Source organism: Candidatus Chlorohelix allophototropha (genome assembly GCF_030389965.1).
Lineage (GTDB): Bacteria > Chloroflexota > Chloroflexia > Chloroheliales > Chloroheliaceae > Chlorohelix > Chlorohelix allophototropha.
Window position 1 is genome coordinate 169,104 of the sequence record NZ_CP128399.1, and the last position, 15,713, is coordinate 184,816.

Here is a 15,713-nt window from a genome sequence, read left to right on the forward strand (position 1 = left end):
TCCCCTATAATTATAACTTACCGCTTAAAGACTGGATTTCTTTTCGGAGGTTAGTCCGCGCTTGCACTTCATATCGTTCATACATAGGGTGTGTATAGTACAGGCGCGCTCTTTGCAGAAATTTTTCCAGCACTTGTATGCGTCCTGTTTGGTATTGTTCTTCGGTAACCCATGCGTATTCCAGCCTGATTTTATGACGGTAGGTTTCGTATTCTTCGGCAGGGCTACCCAGAATAGATAGGTCGGCATCTAGAAGAATCTGGCAGTCGGTGTCGGTGTCGTTGGCTTGATGCGTTTTGGTGGCTAAAATTAATCGCTCGGTTTGTTCTATTATTGCTAAGGCTACACCTGCCGCGCCTAATACTTTGCGCATATAGGCGGCGCTTTGCTCCTCGTTGTCCTTCGCTTTCGCGTCGTAGATGACATCGTGGAACCATGCAGCCAACTTCAACGCCACAGGGTTTTGCGCCTTGTCTTGCAAACTCTCAATTACGCTAAGCGTAGCGACAATATGCTCTAGCGTATGATAATATCTGTCTGCTTCCGAATAACGATTCCCCACCTCACCTGCTATTTGAGCGGCTTTTTCGACTACAACGCCGCTTTGTACCAATAGCTCAGCAAGATTCATTACGACTCCATTGCTAGGCGTACTGCCCCTTCTGCGGGTTCGGAAACCAGCACCGGTTCGGCGCAAAGAGGTTCTAGACGTTCGGTAAGGCGACGACGTAACTCGCCCGGATTGCTCAATAACAAAGAGCCTGTGTACACTAATGGGGCTTTTTCGCTTACAGTAGTTACCTGTAGCACCTGCTTGGCAAGTTGGAGAGCATTTGTTTCAGCACCCATCCCAACCCGAGTTAGGGCAGCGCGTGCCGCAGATTCGAGATGGTCGGCTGCACGCTCTAGTATCGAAATAGCTACCGCATCGCCTTTGACGGCAGCGCGTTCCACTAAGGGGCTGAGCGAACCCACCTGCCGCCGGAAGTTATCCAGCGTATCTTCCATTTGCGCCTTGTTGCCTCCGGTGCCTAGCGCGGCGGCGTGGCGATAGAATTGCTGCGATAACGAGTCGGGGCGTTTAGCTGAGATTTTCCATTCCAGCGCGACCGTTTCGGTTAAAGCTGTTTCAGGTGCGCGCCCGTCTGCCGCTGCCAGCACCGCTTTTACCGCTTCGACTCCAACCCAGTAGGCGCTGCCTTCTTCTCCTAACAAAAAGCCCCAACCGCCTGCCCTTGCTCTGCTGCCGTTCTCGCCCATTGCAAATGCCAAACCGCTCTCACCCGCTAGTACGGCAACGCCATAGCCGCTTTCCGAGCCTGCCAATAACGCTATGTGCGCATCTGAGGTTACTTTAATATTATCGGTGAAATTGTATTCTTGCAGAATACGGCGTATTGTCGATTCCTCTTTGGGCTTCTCTATGCCGGGCATGCCTATCGCGATTGCTTCCACTTCGGGGAGGGGCAAACCGCTGGTCAATAGGTCGCGAGCATTAATTCCGGCTACACCAAAAGCGGCGAACAGCGCACTCCAGATAGTCTGGCTGCAACGATCTTGCCCTACAATCGAGTAAGTAGACATGGTAGCCGCTCCACGTCCCACGATGTTTCCTTCATTATCTGCTAACAGGGCGATAGTGCGGCTGCCCGCTTCTATCCCGATGTAATAACTTGTTCCCATTGTTTTATGTTGTTGCTTTCCCACCCATTTGTAAGGTTTGATTCAGTGTTACATCACACCGAACCCTCTAGATTTTGCTGTCAAAATGGTGCTATATGAAGGCAAAGCCTTCCAAAAATTCTTTCATACTAAAACCAATGCCAGCCCGGTTGCTACGAGCGTCTTGATTTCAAGAACCGCCAGATTTAGCGCGGCGCGAACATTTTCGGCTGCTGCCTTCAAATTGAGCTTGCCGGATTTTACGGGTACAATCTTCTCGCGCCTCTCGTAAATAACTTCAGGAGTGGCTTCTTTTAATGACTCAGGAATTGGCTCTGGCTGTGATTCAGGCATTTGAACTTTGTTTCTTTTTGCCTTGATAATTCTGAAAGCAGCATAGCCTCCGGTAAGTGCAGCAGCAGCGATGCCCAAACCCACTTTCTCGTTGAACATTGAAAGGTACTCCTGTCGATCACATTCAAGGTACTAAGCTCTCTGCCGGAACGGCGAGTTGTTCGGTCTGACAATTTTATGTGTTAAAGTATATTCTAACTATGCTCTTAAGTCCATATAGTTAGAATAACCTTTTCTAGCTGGATAATAGTATGGTAACATGCCTATGTAAAGCAATTATAAATTACCGTATTGTTTATTGAAGGAGTGCTTATGCGCGACCTTGCAAATATAGCTTTAGATGCCGCTCTCTTGAGAGGGGCTACTTATGCGGATATTCGCTTTGTAACCGATAAAACCCAAAATGTTCAGGTAAAAAATGGCGTGGTGGAATCGCTATCTCTCAACGAAAGCGCCGGGTTTGGGGTGAGGGTTGTGGCAGATGGTGCATGGGGCTTTAGCAGCAGCAGTTTGGTTACAAGGTCTGAAATAGAGCGTGTTACCGCCGAAGCAGTGGCAATTGCTAAAGCCTCTGCCAGCGTTCACCGCCGCCCGGTACAATTAGGCAATCCGGTTTCAGTGGTGGCTAAATACAGCACCCCGGTTGAGATTCCGGTTTTCAGTGTGCCGATAGAACAGCAGATTGAGCTTTTGCTACAAGCGGATGCGACTATGCGTAGCGTCAAGGGTATCCACGTGGCGAAAGGTTTTATCAGCGTATTGAATACCAGCAAGATTTTCGCCAGCAGCGAAGGCAGTTATATTGAGCAGGAATTGAGTGAAGCAGGCGCAGGTATCGAGTGTTATGCGGTAGGCGAAGGCAGTTTCCAAAGGCGCAGTTACCCGAACTCGGAAGGGGGGCAATGGGAAACCGGGGGCTATGAAGTTATACCACGGTTGGTTCTGCCTGAGCATGCGAACCGCATAGCGGAACAGGCAATACAATTGCTCACCGCGCCTATCTGTCCTAATAAAGTTACCACGTTGGTTTTGGATGCTAGCCAAGTAGCCTTGCAAGTGCATGAAAGCTGTGGGCATCCCACCGAATTGGATCGGGTTTTTGGTATGGAAGCCAGTTTTGCCGGAACCAGTTTTTTGACTACCGAGAAGCTCGGAAAATTAAAATACGGTTCGGATATTGTAAATATCACTGCCGATGCCACTGCCCCGCGTGGGCTTGGCACTTTTGGTTACGATGACGAAGGTATCAAAGCCACTCGCACCCCCCTTGTACAGAATGGGCTTTTCGTGAATTATCTTACCGACCGGGAAACTGCCGCTGTGCTTGGTCAGCAGTCGAACGGCACTGCCCGCGCCGATAGTTGGAATCGTATCCCGCTCATTCGCATGACCAATATCAACCTCGAACCGGGCAACGGGGGTTCGCTGGATGATTTAATCGGTGGTGTGGATGACGGCATCTATATGGAAACCAATAAAAGCTGGAGTATTGATGACAAACGCCTCAATTTTCAGTTTGGTCTGGAAGCCGCTTGGGAAATAAAGAACGGTAAATTGGGTCAGCTGTACCGTAACCCTGCCTACACCGGCATGACTCCCCAGTTCTGGGGTAGCGCCCAGGCAATCGGCAGTCGCGATAGCTGGAATATTTGGGCAATACCGAACTGTGGCAAGGGCGAGCCAATGCAGGGAATGCACGTTGGGCATGGCGCAGCCCCGGTGCGTTTTCATAATATTAAGGTATTCGGGGCAGAAGGTTAATGAACTATCTTCAAAACATACCAACACCCGATATATCCACGCCTCAGATGTACCCACCTCCTCCACCGGGTTATGCGCCGATAACCCGGCTTTACCCATCGGCACAAGCTTACCAGTATTATCCGGGCGTTTATCCCTATGCGCAACCTCGTAAAAGTGGGTTGCCCGGTTGGGTATGGCTATTTCTAGCCGGGTGGATTGGAATTATTATACTAGGCATAATAGTGGTAGTGTTTAGCCTCGCTACGGTGTCAACGTGGCGACAAGATGCACTCAATGTAAGCGACCAGTTTTTAAAAGCAGCCCGCGCCGGTAATGCCGATAAAATGTATGAACTGGTTTTGCCTTCTGCCAAAACTCGTTTGACCCGTGCCAGTTTTCAAACTTTGGTGAATCAGCGTCGCAGTTATCTATCCCGCTATAGCAATTTGACCAATATCACTTCCAAAATTTCCACAAACAACGGAAATACTGTTATAAACTTGAGTGGCAAGATAAATTATAGCGATGGGCGTACCGGAAGTTTCACTGCTGCGCTACAACAGCTTAATGATTCCTGGTATATAACGGATTACTCTGTAGGAACGCCCCAATAGGAGATATTGTTATGCCGGAGGTTCTTGGTAAAGAGCAACTTATTCGATTTTTGCAGGATACTTTAAGTTTTGCTCATGCCGACCAGACAGAAATTAGTTTCAACGGTGGTACAACCGCGCTCACCCGTTTCGCCAACAATTATATTCACCAGAACGTGCAAGAGTATAACACCGTTATAAAGGTGAGGAGTATTTTCGGTCAAAAAGTTGGGATTGCCAGCGGTAACAGCCTGAAACCGGAAGCTTTGAAAGCGTTGGTACAGAACGCTGAAAGGTTGGCTCAATTACAGGTAGTCGATCCTAATTTTAAATCATTGCCCGGACCGGAACTGGTTACAGCCGTAGATGTGCCTGAACCGGATGCAGCAACCTACGATACCGACCCACAAGTGCGCGCCCACGCTGCCGGTATAATCTGCCGCAAAGCGGAAGAACGGGGCGTTGTTGCCAGTGGCGCATTTAGAACACAGGGTTTTGAAATGGCAGTGGTAAATTCGCTAGGGCTTTCAAATTATTATCGAGGGGCAAGCAGCGATATTGTGACGGTGGTAATGGGTGAGAATAGCAGCGGTTATGCCGAACGTCTTAGCCCCCGTGTTTCTGAAATAGATGGCGAAACAATAGCGGATGAAGCTATTAACAAGACCTTGCGAAGCGCGAATCCTGAATCACTAGAACCGGGCGAGTATGAAGTAATTCTGGAAGAATATGCTGTACGCGAAATGCTCTCGTATATGAGCTTTCTTGGAATGGGCGCACAATCCGTTCAGGAAGGGCGCAGCTTTATGCAACTGGAACGGCAGTTGATGAATCCGCTCGTAACTATTTATGATGACGGGAGTGACCCGCGCAACATAATAATGCCTTTCGATGCGGAAGGGGTTACTAGGCGGCGGGTTGATATGATTGCCGCAGGAATTGCAAAAGCGGTAGTTTACGACACTTATACTGCTAATCGCGAACCCGGCAAAATTACTACCGGGCATAGCATCGGTACACAGAATGAATCAGGTGCTATCCCACTTCACCTTTTTATGGAAGCTGGTGACAGCAGTAAAGAAGAAATGCTTAAGGGTATCAAACGTGGTGTTTGGGTTACACGCTTTCACTATGTTAACCCCCTTGTGCCTGATAAAGCGATATTAACAGGTATGACCCGCGATGGCACATTCTTGATCGAAAACGGCGAGATTGTACGTCCCGTAAAGAACCTGCGTTTCACCCAAAGCGCGGTTGAAGCCTTGCGGGATTTAACCGCTATTACACGAAACCGAATTTTGTTACCGAATTTCCATTTCGGTTCACTGGTTCCGGCAATCAGGGTTGGCAAATTCAGGTTTAATAGCGCAACGGAGTTCTAATGCGATTGTTCAGGTTTCTGCTTGCAATACTGGTTTTGAATCTTATTCTTGGTGCTTGTACCGAGGAAACCGTCAATGTTACTACTCCCGTACAGCCTACCCCACAGTACACGCAAGCAGCAGTAAACGGTACACCTTCTGCTGCTATTGAGGCAACTACTCCGGCTAATTTTAAGCCCGACCGGGAATTTATTTTCGGGCTGAGTCAAGAACCGGTTGCTTTTATGCGTACTAGCCCCCTCGACCCTACTACCGGCATAGGGCTTGACCCTGCTAATTTGGTAGATCAACCTTCCTTGATCATCGTTCGCCAGATTTTTGACACTCTTTTCGAGTTTAAACCCGGTAGTATGCAATACCAGTATGCCCCTTTCATTAAACCCGATGGCGTTTATATGTCGGAAGATGGTTTAACCTATACGATTCGTATTGGGGGTGGGCTAATTTTTTCCGATGGTACTCCGTTGGATGCGGAATCTTTGCGCTGGAATTTTATTCGCTGGTCAAACCCTAATAGCATTTATCATAAGGGCGATTTCACCACTTACCGCAATTTTTTTGTGGATTTACCCGGTTATCCCGGTTATCCCGGTATTCTTGATCTAGATCGTTTAGAAGTGCCTGACTCCCGCACCTTGGTGGTGCATCTTAAAGCGCCTATGCCTACTTTCTTTCAGGTTTTGTCGATGCCGCAGTTTGCGATAGTATCTCAAAGTTCTTTCGATAAGGAAGGGAATTTTATCAAGCCGATTGGTAGCGGATCGTATATGGTGGATAAAACTTACGACCGCCGCGCCAAACTAGAGCAGCGCTATATGACTTTGAAGAAAAATCCCAATTATGCGGTGGAGAAAGACCCTGCTCGGTTGCCTGCTCGCACCATTGAAACCATCGTTTTGAAGGTGTTGGCGGGAAATCAGGACGGCTTGCGCGCTCTACGCAGCGGTGAAATCAGCGCAACCGACAAAATTAAGCCAGAGGATGTAGCCGCTAACCTTAATGACCCGCTTTTCGAAATCCAACGCCGTCCCGCCTTAAATCTAGCTTTTATCGGCATTAATCAGTCTCGTGCGCCGTTTGATCGGGTAGAGGTACGGCAAGCGCTTGCTTACGGGATTAATACTGCTGCCTTGGTGGATAAATATTATCAGGGCTTGGGGACAACTGCCGCCGGGTTTTTGCCCCCTTCCGCGCTTGGCTTCCGCACCGATCTAAAATCTTATCCTTATGATCCTCAAAAAGCGCGTGATTTGTTGGCGCAGGCTGGTTATATCAACGGTATCCCAACTCCAATAGAGTTATGGGTCATGCCTATTCCGCGCCTATACTATCCTGACCCCGGCAAAATAGCACAGGCTATTGTCGATGACCTTGCGAAAATTAATATCAAGCTAGTGTTACGCGAAGAAAGCTCTTGGGTTACTTTTAACCCCCATCGGGATGATGGACTTTATACTCTTTATATGGGTGGTTGGCAAGGTGAAAATGGTGACCCTGAAGAGTTTCTTTTCCGCTTTTTTGGGGAGGAACGCAAGGATTTAGGCTATAACAATCTGGTGGTGCGGGATTGGCTACAGTCTGCCCGTAATGATAGTAACCTTGGTAACCGACGACCTATCTATCGTCAGGTTACCGATCAATTGTTAAATGACCTTCCGTTAATACCATTGGCTTATATGGATTGGCCTGTAGCAGTATTACGTAATATTAGCGGCTATGAACCTAGCCCCAATGGCATCGAAAATTGGGCATATTTGAGCTTCAAGTAGGCGAACGGTATATGAATCGTAAATCTTTCAGGCAAATGTTTAAAAATTGGCGAGAGATATATCTGATAGCTTTTATAGTAATTATTACCTATATGACCATATTTTTAAATCCTCGCCGTTCTTTTTCTTTGCTTGAAATTATAGTGCTAGTTGTACTGGGGTTTGTATTTTTGATTATAGGTGTAGCTCTGGCGGAATATGAGAAACGCAAGCCCACACTTTTTATAAAGATTACTTATTTCGTTATAATGATTCCTCTAGCCTCATCTATAACTGTTCTAAGCGATTTATCCGGCGCTTTCTGGTTGATTATGATGCCCCTTGTTTCTATGACGATAATCATGTTATCGCGCTTGTGGCAGGTTGTGGTCAACATTCTTATCATCATGGCTTTAATATTGCCAATAGCTTTGCTTACCAGTTCGTGGGATCTTTTTGCTACCAACCTGCTTTCTTTTGCGGCGGCAGTGCTATTCGTTGCGATTTTTACCGAGTATGCTATGCGTGAAGGTAAAGCCCGGCTAGAGGTTGAACGACTTTTGGGTGAGTTGGGTGAGGCGAATCTCAAATTGCGCGAATATGCTATGCAGGTTGAAGAACTGGCAATAACCAAAGAGCGCAATCGGCTTGCTCGTGAAATTCATGATAGTTTGGGGCACTATTTAACCACGATAAATATGCAAATTGAAGCTGCGAAAGCCCTTATAGATCGGGACAAACCGCACGCCCTCGAAGCCTTGGACACGGCGCAACGTCTTACTCGTGATGGTTTATCGGAGGTAAGACGTTCGGTTGCCTCATTACGCGCCCTGCCCTTTGAAAACCGTTCTTTACCAGAAGCGATTTCGGAATTGGTGCAAGAAAATAATTCTAGCGGTATCCTGACCGAATTTGACGTAAACGGAGAGGTGCGCCAATTAGGTCCGCAATATGACCTTGCCCTATATCGCACCGTTCAAGAAGGGCTTACCAATATACGTAAACATTCTCTGGCTACTACTGGCGCATTAACGCTTATATACCAGCCCGAAAAGGTTAGCCTTACCGTACAGGATAATGGGGTTGGTACAGTAGAAAATGGTCATGGCTTCGGTTTGATGGGTTTGAAAGAAAGAATACATCTGTTGGGAGGAGAAGTAAAAGTGGAAACTGCCCCCGGTAATGGGTTTAAATTATGTGTGGAGTTGCCTGTATGACTCAAACTATCCGCCTTTTATTGGTAGATGATCAGAATCTTTTCCGCGAAGGTTTACATATTTTGCTCTCGACCCAACCTGATTTTGAAGTAGTGGGCGAGGCTTGTAATGGTGAGGAAGGGCTTAAACTGGCAGCTACACTGAACCCAACAGTGGTATTGATGGATTTGCGTATGCCTGTGCTGGGCGGCGTTGCTGCTACCCGTCGTTTGCATAGCGCACAGCCTGAAATACGAGTAATCGTGTTGACCACCTTTGATGATGATGAAGATGTATTCGAGGCATTAAAGGCAGGAGCAGCGGGTTATTTATTGAAAGATACCCCCTCGGCGCGCCTGTTCGAGGCAATCAGAACAACAGCGCGGGGCGAGTCTTTCTTGCAACCCTCCGTGACGGCAAAACTGGTAGCTGAGTTTAATCGCTTATCGGCTGCGCCTGTTCCTCCAAAACAAAGCTTAACCGAGGCACTTTCCGAACGTGAGCTTGAAATCTTAAAATTGGTGGCAGAAGGTTTTAGCAATCGAGAACTCGCCACCGCTCTGTTTATAACTGAAGGTACGGTTAAAAATCACCTCACCAATATTCTGAGCAAGCTCAATGCTCGTGATCGTACTCAGGCAGCGTTCAAAGCGCGCGAATTGGGGCTAATCTAACCCCTAAGAAATTACCGCTATAGTAATATAGACCCACTATGACCTCCGTCTAAAGTCCTATTCCCAAATATGACCACGCCTATGACTTTCGGGACATCCCCTTTTGCTCTTAACGGGCTAATATATGGTTGTGAGCAAGTATATCTAATCCAGAAAACAAAGCGAGGTTAACAGATGTTGGCAGAATTAAGTCAAATCCCTGCTGTGAATGAAACCAATCAAACCGCTACCGCCCTTGAAGTTCGGAACTTGAACAAGACTTATGGCGGCAAAAAAGCGGTAGATGATGTAAGTCTTGCAGTATTGAAGGGTGAAATCTTCGGGATACTTGGACCTAACGGTGCAGGAAAAACTACCATGCTAGAAATTATCGAAGGCTTGCGCTCTCCTGATTCAAATCCCTCCACCAGTATTAGGGTAGATAATCTGAATGTCTTAAATAGTAAAGATCGGGCAGAATTGCGCCATCGCATTGGGTTGCAGCTACAAGCCAGCGCCTTGTTTGATGAACTGACGGTACGTGAAAATCTTGAAATGCTCGCAATGCTTTATCGCACTAGCATTCCCATAAAACAATTGCTGAAGGAATATGACCTAGAAGAAAAAGCTAAATCTCGACTCGATACACTTTCGGGAGGGCAAAAGCAACGGGTAGTGCTGGCGGCTTCCCTTATAAACAATCCAAGCGTGCTGTTTTTGGATGAGCCTACCACAGCCCTTGACCCCCAAGCGCGTCGCAATATCTGGGAAATTGTGCTTAAGGAACGGCAGAGTGGCAAAACCATTATTCTCACTACTCACTACATGGAAGAAGCCGAGAAGCTTTGTGACCGGGTAGCGATTATGGATAACGCCCGTATAGTAGCGCTTGGAACTCCTGCTACTTTAATCCAACGCTACGCCAGCGCGCAACGGATTACCTGCCGTTTTGAAAATGGTGGTTTGAAAGAAGAAGTGGTAAAAGCATTACCGGCTGTCGAGAAGCTATTTCCAATATCGGGTGGCTACAATATCTATACCGGAGAACTGACTGCTACCTTACCCGCTCTGTTACATGCTTCCCAAAGCCATAACGCGCCCCTGCTTGAGATTGTAACCCAGTCTCCCAGCCTTGAAGATGTATTCCTTAACCTGACCGGTAAGGCATTGCGGGATTAAGCACACCAAATAAATTGAGGAGAAAACAATGAAAGTCCTGTTTAAGATGACCGTATTGCAGTTCAAAATGCTGCTTCGAGATAAAGCTCTAATAATCGGTAGTTTGGGTCTTGCGGTAGTTTCCATGTTAATTTTCGGCGCTTTGTTCGGTAGCAATACGCCGCAACCACTGTCAGTTGGTGTTGTCGATTTGGATAAAACTGCTACGAGCGCAAAAGTGATTGCCGCTCTAAAACAAAATGATGCAATCAATTTGGTTGATGGCGACCAGACCGCCCAAGTGGATGAACTTAAAAAAGGAAACCGCGCGGCAGTTGTTATTCTAGAACCGGGTTTTGAAACAGGCTTAGCCAATGCTGATGCCAAAGTGCAGATTTATATAGATGACTCAAATTTGATCAACTCGGCTCGCACACGTGGCTTGCTTTACGGGATATTTGATGGCTTTAACAAACAGGCAACCGCTTTCAAGCCCATAATCTCGGTGCAGGAACAGGCAGTAACGGCTCGTCAATTACGTAGTATAGATTTTCTAACACCCGGTATGCTTGGTATGACCATAATGTTTGCCAATATGTTTGTGGGCGTAGCTCTCATAAACTGGCGTGAACGCGGTACGCTGAAACGGTTAAGTGCTACTCCGCTCAAAGCATGGCAATTGATGGGCGCGCAAATTATAAGCCAGTTCGTGCTTAGTCTTGCCCAAGCCGCTTTGATACTTGGTATTGGGGCTGCCGTCTTCAATGTGCAGGTCAAAATGGAATGGTTGCCGCTTATCTTCCTGTTCGTGATTGTAGGCACTTTTAGCTTGATGTCTTTGGGTTATGTGATTGCGAATTTTGTGCAGAAGCGCGAAGCGGCTCAAAACATTGTGATGTTGGTAAGTTTGCCGATGATGTTTCTGGCTGGAAGCTACTTCCCGGTCAACCCTGATGGTTTCCTGAAGGTACTGGTGGATGTACTACCGCTTACACACCTTAACCGGGCGCTTCGAGAGATAATGCTGAACGAATCATCGTTTAGCTCGCTGGCGGTAAACTTGGGAGTGCTGGTAGCCTTTGGAGTAGTGCTAATGGCTTTCTCGGTGCGAACCTTCCGTTGGGTCAAGTAATCCGGATAAAAAATTACCCCCTTACCTGAGTTTTCAGGAAGGGGGTTTCTTTTATTTAAGAAGCCCGTTTGAAAGCGTAAGGTCTGAACATTGGCTCAAGGTGGGCGGGTATCCGTCCCTCGATATGGGTGCCTTCGTCCAGAAATTGCTCTTTGTCAATATGACCCTTTTGGTGGAACAGCGCCACTAATTTGTTCTGGCTATAGGGGATGTTCAGCTTTACCTTGACCAAACCGCCATCCAGCATATTCTGAATTCGCATTAATAGTTGGTCAAGCCCGATGCCCGTCTGTGCAGATACAGGCACATAATCATCCGGCAGTTCAAATTCCTTCGATAACTGCTGGCTGATAGTGGCAGGATTTCCGCTTTCAGGCTCTTCCAAATCAACCATCAGGTCGATTTTATTTAGCGCCATAATGCGGGGCTTATCGTTCGCCCCCAACTCTATTAGCACTTCCTCAACTGTTTCGGCTTGCTCTTGCGCATTTTGGTGCGTGAAATCCAGCACGTGAATCAGCAAGTCGGCTTCGTTGACCTCTTCTAAGGTACTGCGGAAAGCATTTACCAACCCATGCGGTAAGCGTTGAACGAACCCTACCGTATCGGTCAACAATATGTCGCGACCATTGGGCAGTTTTACGCGGCGCGTGGTGGGGTCGAGCGTGGCGAAAAGTTTGTCTTCTGCCAGCACATTGGCGTTAGAAAGCTTGTTCAATAGGGTGCTTTTTCCCGCGTTGGTGTAGCCTACCAGCGAAACCACCGGAATACCTTCGGTGCGGCGACGTTCGCGGTAAAGTTCGCGGTGATTATGCACATGCTCCAACTGCTCTTTCAAATAGCTGATGCGGGTACGGCTGGCGCGACGGTCAATTTCCAACTGCGTTTCACCGGGACCCCGCAACCCCACGCCACCACCCGTCTGGCGCGAAAGGTGCGTCCACAACCGAGTCAGGCGTGGTAAGCGGTATTCCAGTTGTGCCAGTTCAACTTGCAAGCGTCCTTCTTTGGTGCGGGCGCGTTTGGCAAAAATATCTAGAATCAGCGCGGTGCGGTCGATAACCTTAACCCCTAGATATTCTTCCACTTCGCGCTGGTGAGTAGGAGAAAGTTCTACATCGAATATCACCACATCCGCTTCCATGCTCTCGCGCATGGCTTTAAGCTCGTGCAATTTGCCTTTGCCTATGAAATATGAGCGATTCGGTGTGCTAATTTTCTGGTAAGTTTTGCCGATTACCGCTACCCCATCAGTTTCGCATAATTGCTCTAATTCCAGCAGCGAATCTTCGACATCAAACAGGTCGCCCTGTTGTCCCACGCCAACCAGTAAGGCTTTCTCTTGCGGTTCACCCGTTGGATAAACCGGAACTTTGGAACGTTTGGGCTTAACAATACGGGGTTCTTCAAAAAGATGCTCGTATGCGCTCGGTGCAATTTCAGGCGCAGTATCTCCATTATCGGAAAATTTATCGGGGTTGAGTAAGTCGTGATTTTTATCGTTTTCGGAAAAGGTCTGCGTAGGCATCCTCCGTGTACGCTTTCGCGAGCTACCTCGCTCGTGAAAGGCTAATTTTTATTACTTAAATTTACTAACACAACAAATTGTGTTGTCGGGGGGTAAATAACACTATTTATCCCCAATTATATCAACATATCCACAATGGTCAACAGGCAAAGTTTCTGACTTGCTTTTGCAATAGCAAATGCTTACCTGTATATAGTATACATCTATACTATAATACGTTAGAGCCGCTTAAAAAGTTCCATTCTCTTAAAAAATTCTCAATAGCTGCCTCAGCCTGTGAAGCATAATTACTTTCTGTAGCGTCTAACCATATAATTGCCGGGTCGCGTCTGAACCAAGTATGTTGCTGGCGTATATAGCGATGGGTGGCAAAGCGCATGCGGTTTTTTGCCTCATCAAGACTCATTTCGCCGCGCAGATAAGCCCCTACCTGCCCGTAACCAAGCCCGGTCATAGCGGGTGATGAGGGGGCGTAACCTGTTTCCAGCAAGCGTCTGGTTTCTTCGACCAACCCGCGTCTGAACATCTCTTCGATGCGTTCATCGGCGCGTTGGTATAAGGCTTCTCGTTCCAGTGTCAAGCCAAGTTTCAAAATCCGGTAGGACGCACCACGCTTACCGTGTACCTCAGAAAATTTGCGTCCGGTACTGCGGTAAACTTCCAGCGCGCGAATGATACGCCTGGCGTTATTGGGAATGATATGAGCGCAAGCTTCAGGGTCTAGCTGTTGCAACTCGAGGAAAAGAGCCTCAGCACCATGTTCGGCAACTTCTTCTTCCAGTTTGCGTCGGTACTCGAGGTCGGGCGCTACGTGAGGTACTTCCCAGCCCTCACACATTGCATTGATATAGAGCATCGTACCGCCTACTAGAAAGGGCAAATTACCGCGCTGCTGTATATCCTCAATGGCGCTGCTTGCCAAACGTTGGAAATCTGGAAGGGTGAACTCACTATCCGGGGGCACAATATCTATCAGATGGTGGGGGACACGGCGCAAATCTTCAGGGCTTGGCTTGGCGGTGGCAATATCCATCCCGGTATATACTTGGCGGCTATCCGCGCTGACAATTTCACCACAAAACTTTTCAGCCAGTATAACTGCAAGCGTACTTTTGCCGACAGCGGTAGCGCCGGTCAGCACTATCAATGGTTTTAAGGGCGTTTGTTCCACTATAAGAAGAATTTTACATTAGCCGCCTGTATTTTGGCGCGCATCCAATTATCAAAAGCCACGCTGCGTCCGTATGATAAACCAGCCAGATATTCCCATTGGCTGGCATCTAGCGGGCGGTTCGGTTCGTAGCCTGTCAACGTAACCAATATCCAGCTTCCCCCATTTTGTATGGGCGCTGCAAATTGTCCTATTTTAAGACCTTTTAGCAAATTAAATAAATCGGTTTCCACCATCTGCTCGACTACCCAACCTGCATCACCTTTACGGTAGGCAGTCAGCATATCCTGAGATTTATCCTGAGCAGCTTTAGCAAAGGCTTCCGGCAAATTTGCAATTGGTATAGCCTGCAAATCTTTCATGGTAGCCTGCGCCGTAGCCTCATCTTTAAAAACAATCTGGCTGAAGCGCCATTGTGGAACTGGGTCGCCTATTTTTGGCAATTGCGCTCTTAGCTTCTGGTCAAGCTTTCGAGAAACTACCGAAGGTTCTGCCTCAAATCTTCGATAATCATCGCGAGTAAGTCCCGTAATCTGCTTGAGCGCATCAAAGAAAGTTTGCTGACGTGCCACGGCGGTAGCAGCGGGTGACAGAATGGGATTAGGCGTTGGCAGAATAGTTGGGGTGGGCAAGGCAGTCACCCCCGGAGGCAGTGTTACAACCGCAATTGTAGCCAATTCAATCGCCGCTGCCGCCGTGTATACCGGACGGGCAGTAGCGGTCGCTTCTAGGTCGGATTGACTAAAGGTTTGTACCGGGCCAATCTGGTTTCCAATCTCAATATCTATTTCGTCGGCAGTAGCAGTAATTCCAAACTCCTTTTTAGCTTCATTTATCAGAATTATATCTTGGAGATATTGTTGTAGTTTGCGTTTATCCACCGGTTGGTAAGGCAACTCATCTAGTTGCTTTTGCAGTAACCGCAGTTGTTCAATATCCAATGCAGTCGGCTGTGGGCTTACCACAAAGGTCTGGTAAAAAAATAGGTCGCGGAAGGCGTAAAAGCGACGATAACGTAAATAATCAGCAAAGGTAATTGTTTGCCCATTCAATTCTGCTAGTAGCTGATTTGAAGGTAACGGTGTATTGGTTGGTCCCGCAGGTTGAGGGGTGTTGGTGGGAATAGCAGGTGTATCGGTTGGTAATGGAATCGGCGTAGCGTTTGGTGTGCGTGTCACAGGAAGGGGAGTACCGGGTTTAGCATTGGTAGGGATGCCTTCCGGTAGGGTGGGAGTCGCATTAAGGACTTCTCCACAGCCTTGCAATAGCACAGTTACCAACCACAGGCAACCAATCCATCTAATTACACGCAATTGATTTTTGTTCATTATATATCCAGAGGTTCAATTTAACGCCCATTAGCTTGTTTAGAACCTCAAATTGGTTATCAAAC

At 47.6% G+C, this 15,713-nt stretch carries 14 protein-coding genes; 8 read left to right on the plus strand and 6 right to left on the minus strand.

The annotated features are described in order from the left end of the window. Positions 1-10 precede the first annotated feature (10 nt). The 3 genes from OZ401_RS00780 to OZ401_RS00790 form a co-directional block, all read right to left on the minus strand. A complete protein-coding gene (locus tag OZ401_RS00780) occupies positions 11-631 on the minus strand; it encodes an HD domain-containing protein (protein ID WP_341468804.1) in 621 nt (206 codons plus the stop codon). After that, positions 631-1,683, minus strand: a complete 1,053-nt coding sequence (locus tag OZ401_RS00785) for a BadF/BadG/BcrA/BcrD ATPase family protein (RefSeq protein WP_341468805.1) — start codon at positions 1,681-1,683, stop codon at positions 631-633. Before OZ401_RS00785 ends, OZ401_RS00780 begins: the two co-directional genes overlap by 1 nt. Before the next feature lie 123 nt (positions 1,684-1,806). Next, complete coding sequence (locus tag OZ401_RS00790; protein ID WP_341468806.1) at positions 1,807-2,115, minus strand: hypothetical protein; 309 nt, start codon at positions 2,113-2,115, stop codon at positions 1,807-1,809. 213 nt (positions 2,116-2,328) lie between these two features. On the opposite strand from OZ401_RS00790, the gene OZ401_RS00795 reads away from it, so the two are divergent. The 8 genes from OZ401_RS00795 to OZ401_RS00830 all read left to right on the plus strand — a co-directional run bounded on the left by OZ401_RS00795 (position 2,329) and on the right by OZ401_RS00830 (position 11,621). Continuing rightward, positions 2,329-3,777 carry a TldD/PmbA family protein gene (locus OZ401_RS00795; protein ID WP_341468807.1) on the plus strand — a complete coding sequence of 483 codons (1,449 nt, stop codon included), beginning with the start codon at positions 2,329-2,331 and terminating at the stop codon, positions 3,775-3,777. Further along, a complete protein-coding gene (locus tag OZ401_RS00800; RefSeq protein WP_341468808.1) occupies positions 3,777-4,373 on the plus strand; it encodes a hypothetical protein in 597 nt (198 codons plus the stop codon). The genes OZ401_RS00795 and OZ401_RS00800 overlap by 1 nt, the downstream gene beginning before the upstream one ends. 11 nt (positions 4,374-4,384) lie before the next feature. Beyond that, the gene (locus OZ401_RS00805) at positions 4,385-5,734 is read left to right on the plus strand and encodes a TldD/PmbA family protein (RefSeq protein ID WP_341468809.1); all 1,350 of its coding nucleotides are present in this window, start codon (positions 4,385-4,387) and stop codon (positions 5,732-5,734) included. Beyond that, positions 5,734-7,503, plus strand: coding sequence for an ABC transporter substrate-binding protein (locus tag OZ401_RS00810; protein ID WP_341468810.1), 1,770 nt, complete (start codon positions 5,734-5,736; stop codon positions 7,501-7,503). The genes OZ401_RS00805 and OZ401_RS00810 overlap by 1 nt, the downstream gene beginning before the upstream one ends. Positions 7,504-7,514: 11 nt before the next feature. Further along, positions 7,515-8,699 (plus strand): sensor histidine kinase, encoded by a 1,185-nt coding sequence (locus OZ401_RS00815; protein ID WP_341468811.1) that lies wholly within the window; start codon positions 7,515-7,517, stop codon positions 8,697-8,699. After that, positions 8,696-9,352 carry a response regulator gene (locus OZ401_RS00820; protein ID WP_341468812.1) on the plus strand — a complete coding sequence of 219 codons (657 nt, stop codon included), beginning with the start codon at positions 8,696-8,698 and terminating at the stop codon, positions 9,350-9,352. The genes OZ401_RS00815 and OZ401_RS00820 overlap by 4 nt, the downstream gene beginning before the upstream one ends. A 174-nt stretch (positions 9,353-9,526) precedes the next feature. After that, entirely contained in the window at positions 9,527-10,510 is a 984-nt protein-coding gene (locus OZ401_RS00825; RefSeq protein ID WP_341468813.1) for an ABC transporter ATP-binding protein, read from the plus strand. A 28-nt stretch (positions 10,511-10,538) separates the two neighbouring features. Beyond that, positions 10,539-11,621 (plus strand): ABC transporter permease, encoded by a 1,083-nt coding sequence (locus tag OZ401_RS00830; protein ID WP_341468814.1) that lies wholly within the window; start codon positions 10,539-10,541, stop codon positions 11,619-11,621. A 55-nt stretch (positions 11,622-11,676) separates the two neighbouring features. On the opposite strand, the gene hflX is transcribed toward OZ401_RS00830, so the two are convergent. The 3 genes from hflX to OZ401_RS00845 all read right to left on the minus strand — a co-directional run bounded on the left by hflX (position 11,677) and on the right by OZ401_RS00845 (position 15,648). Further along, the gene (hflX, locus tag OZ401_RS00835) at positions 11,677-13,149 is read right to left on the minus strand and encodes a GTPase HflX (RefSeq protein ID WP_341468815.1); all 1,473 of its coding nucleotides are present in this window, start codon (positions 13,147-13,149) and stop codon (positions 11,677-11,679) included. A gap of 208 nt (positions 13,150-13,357) precedes the next feature. Continuing rightward, positions 13,358-14,320: a tRNA (adenosine(37)-N6)-dimethylallyltransferase MiaA gene (gene miaA, locus OZ401_RS00840; protein WP_341468816.1), complete on the minus strand. Its 963-nt coding sequence runs from the start codon at positions 14,318-14,320 to the stop codon at positions 13,358-13,360. Continuing rightward, the gene (locus OZ401_RS00845) at positions 14,320-15,648 is read right to left on the minus strand and encodes a peptidylprolyl isomerase (RefSeq protein WP_341468817.1); all 1,329 of its coding nucleotides are present in this window, start codon (positions 15,646-15,648) and stop codon (positions 14,320-14,322) included. The genes miaA and OZ401_RS00845 overlap by 1 nt, the downstream gene beginning before the upstream one ends. Positions 15,649-15,713 lie beyond the last annotated feature (65 nt).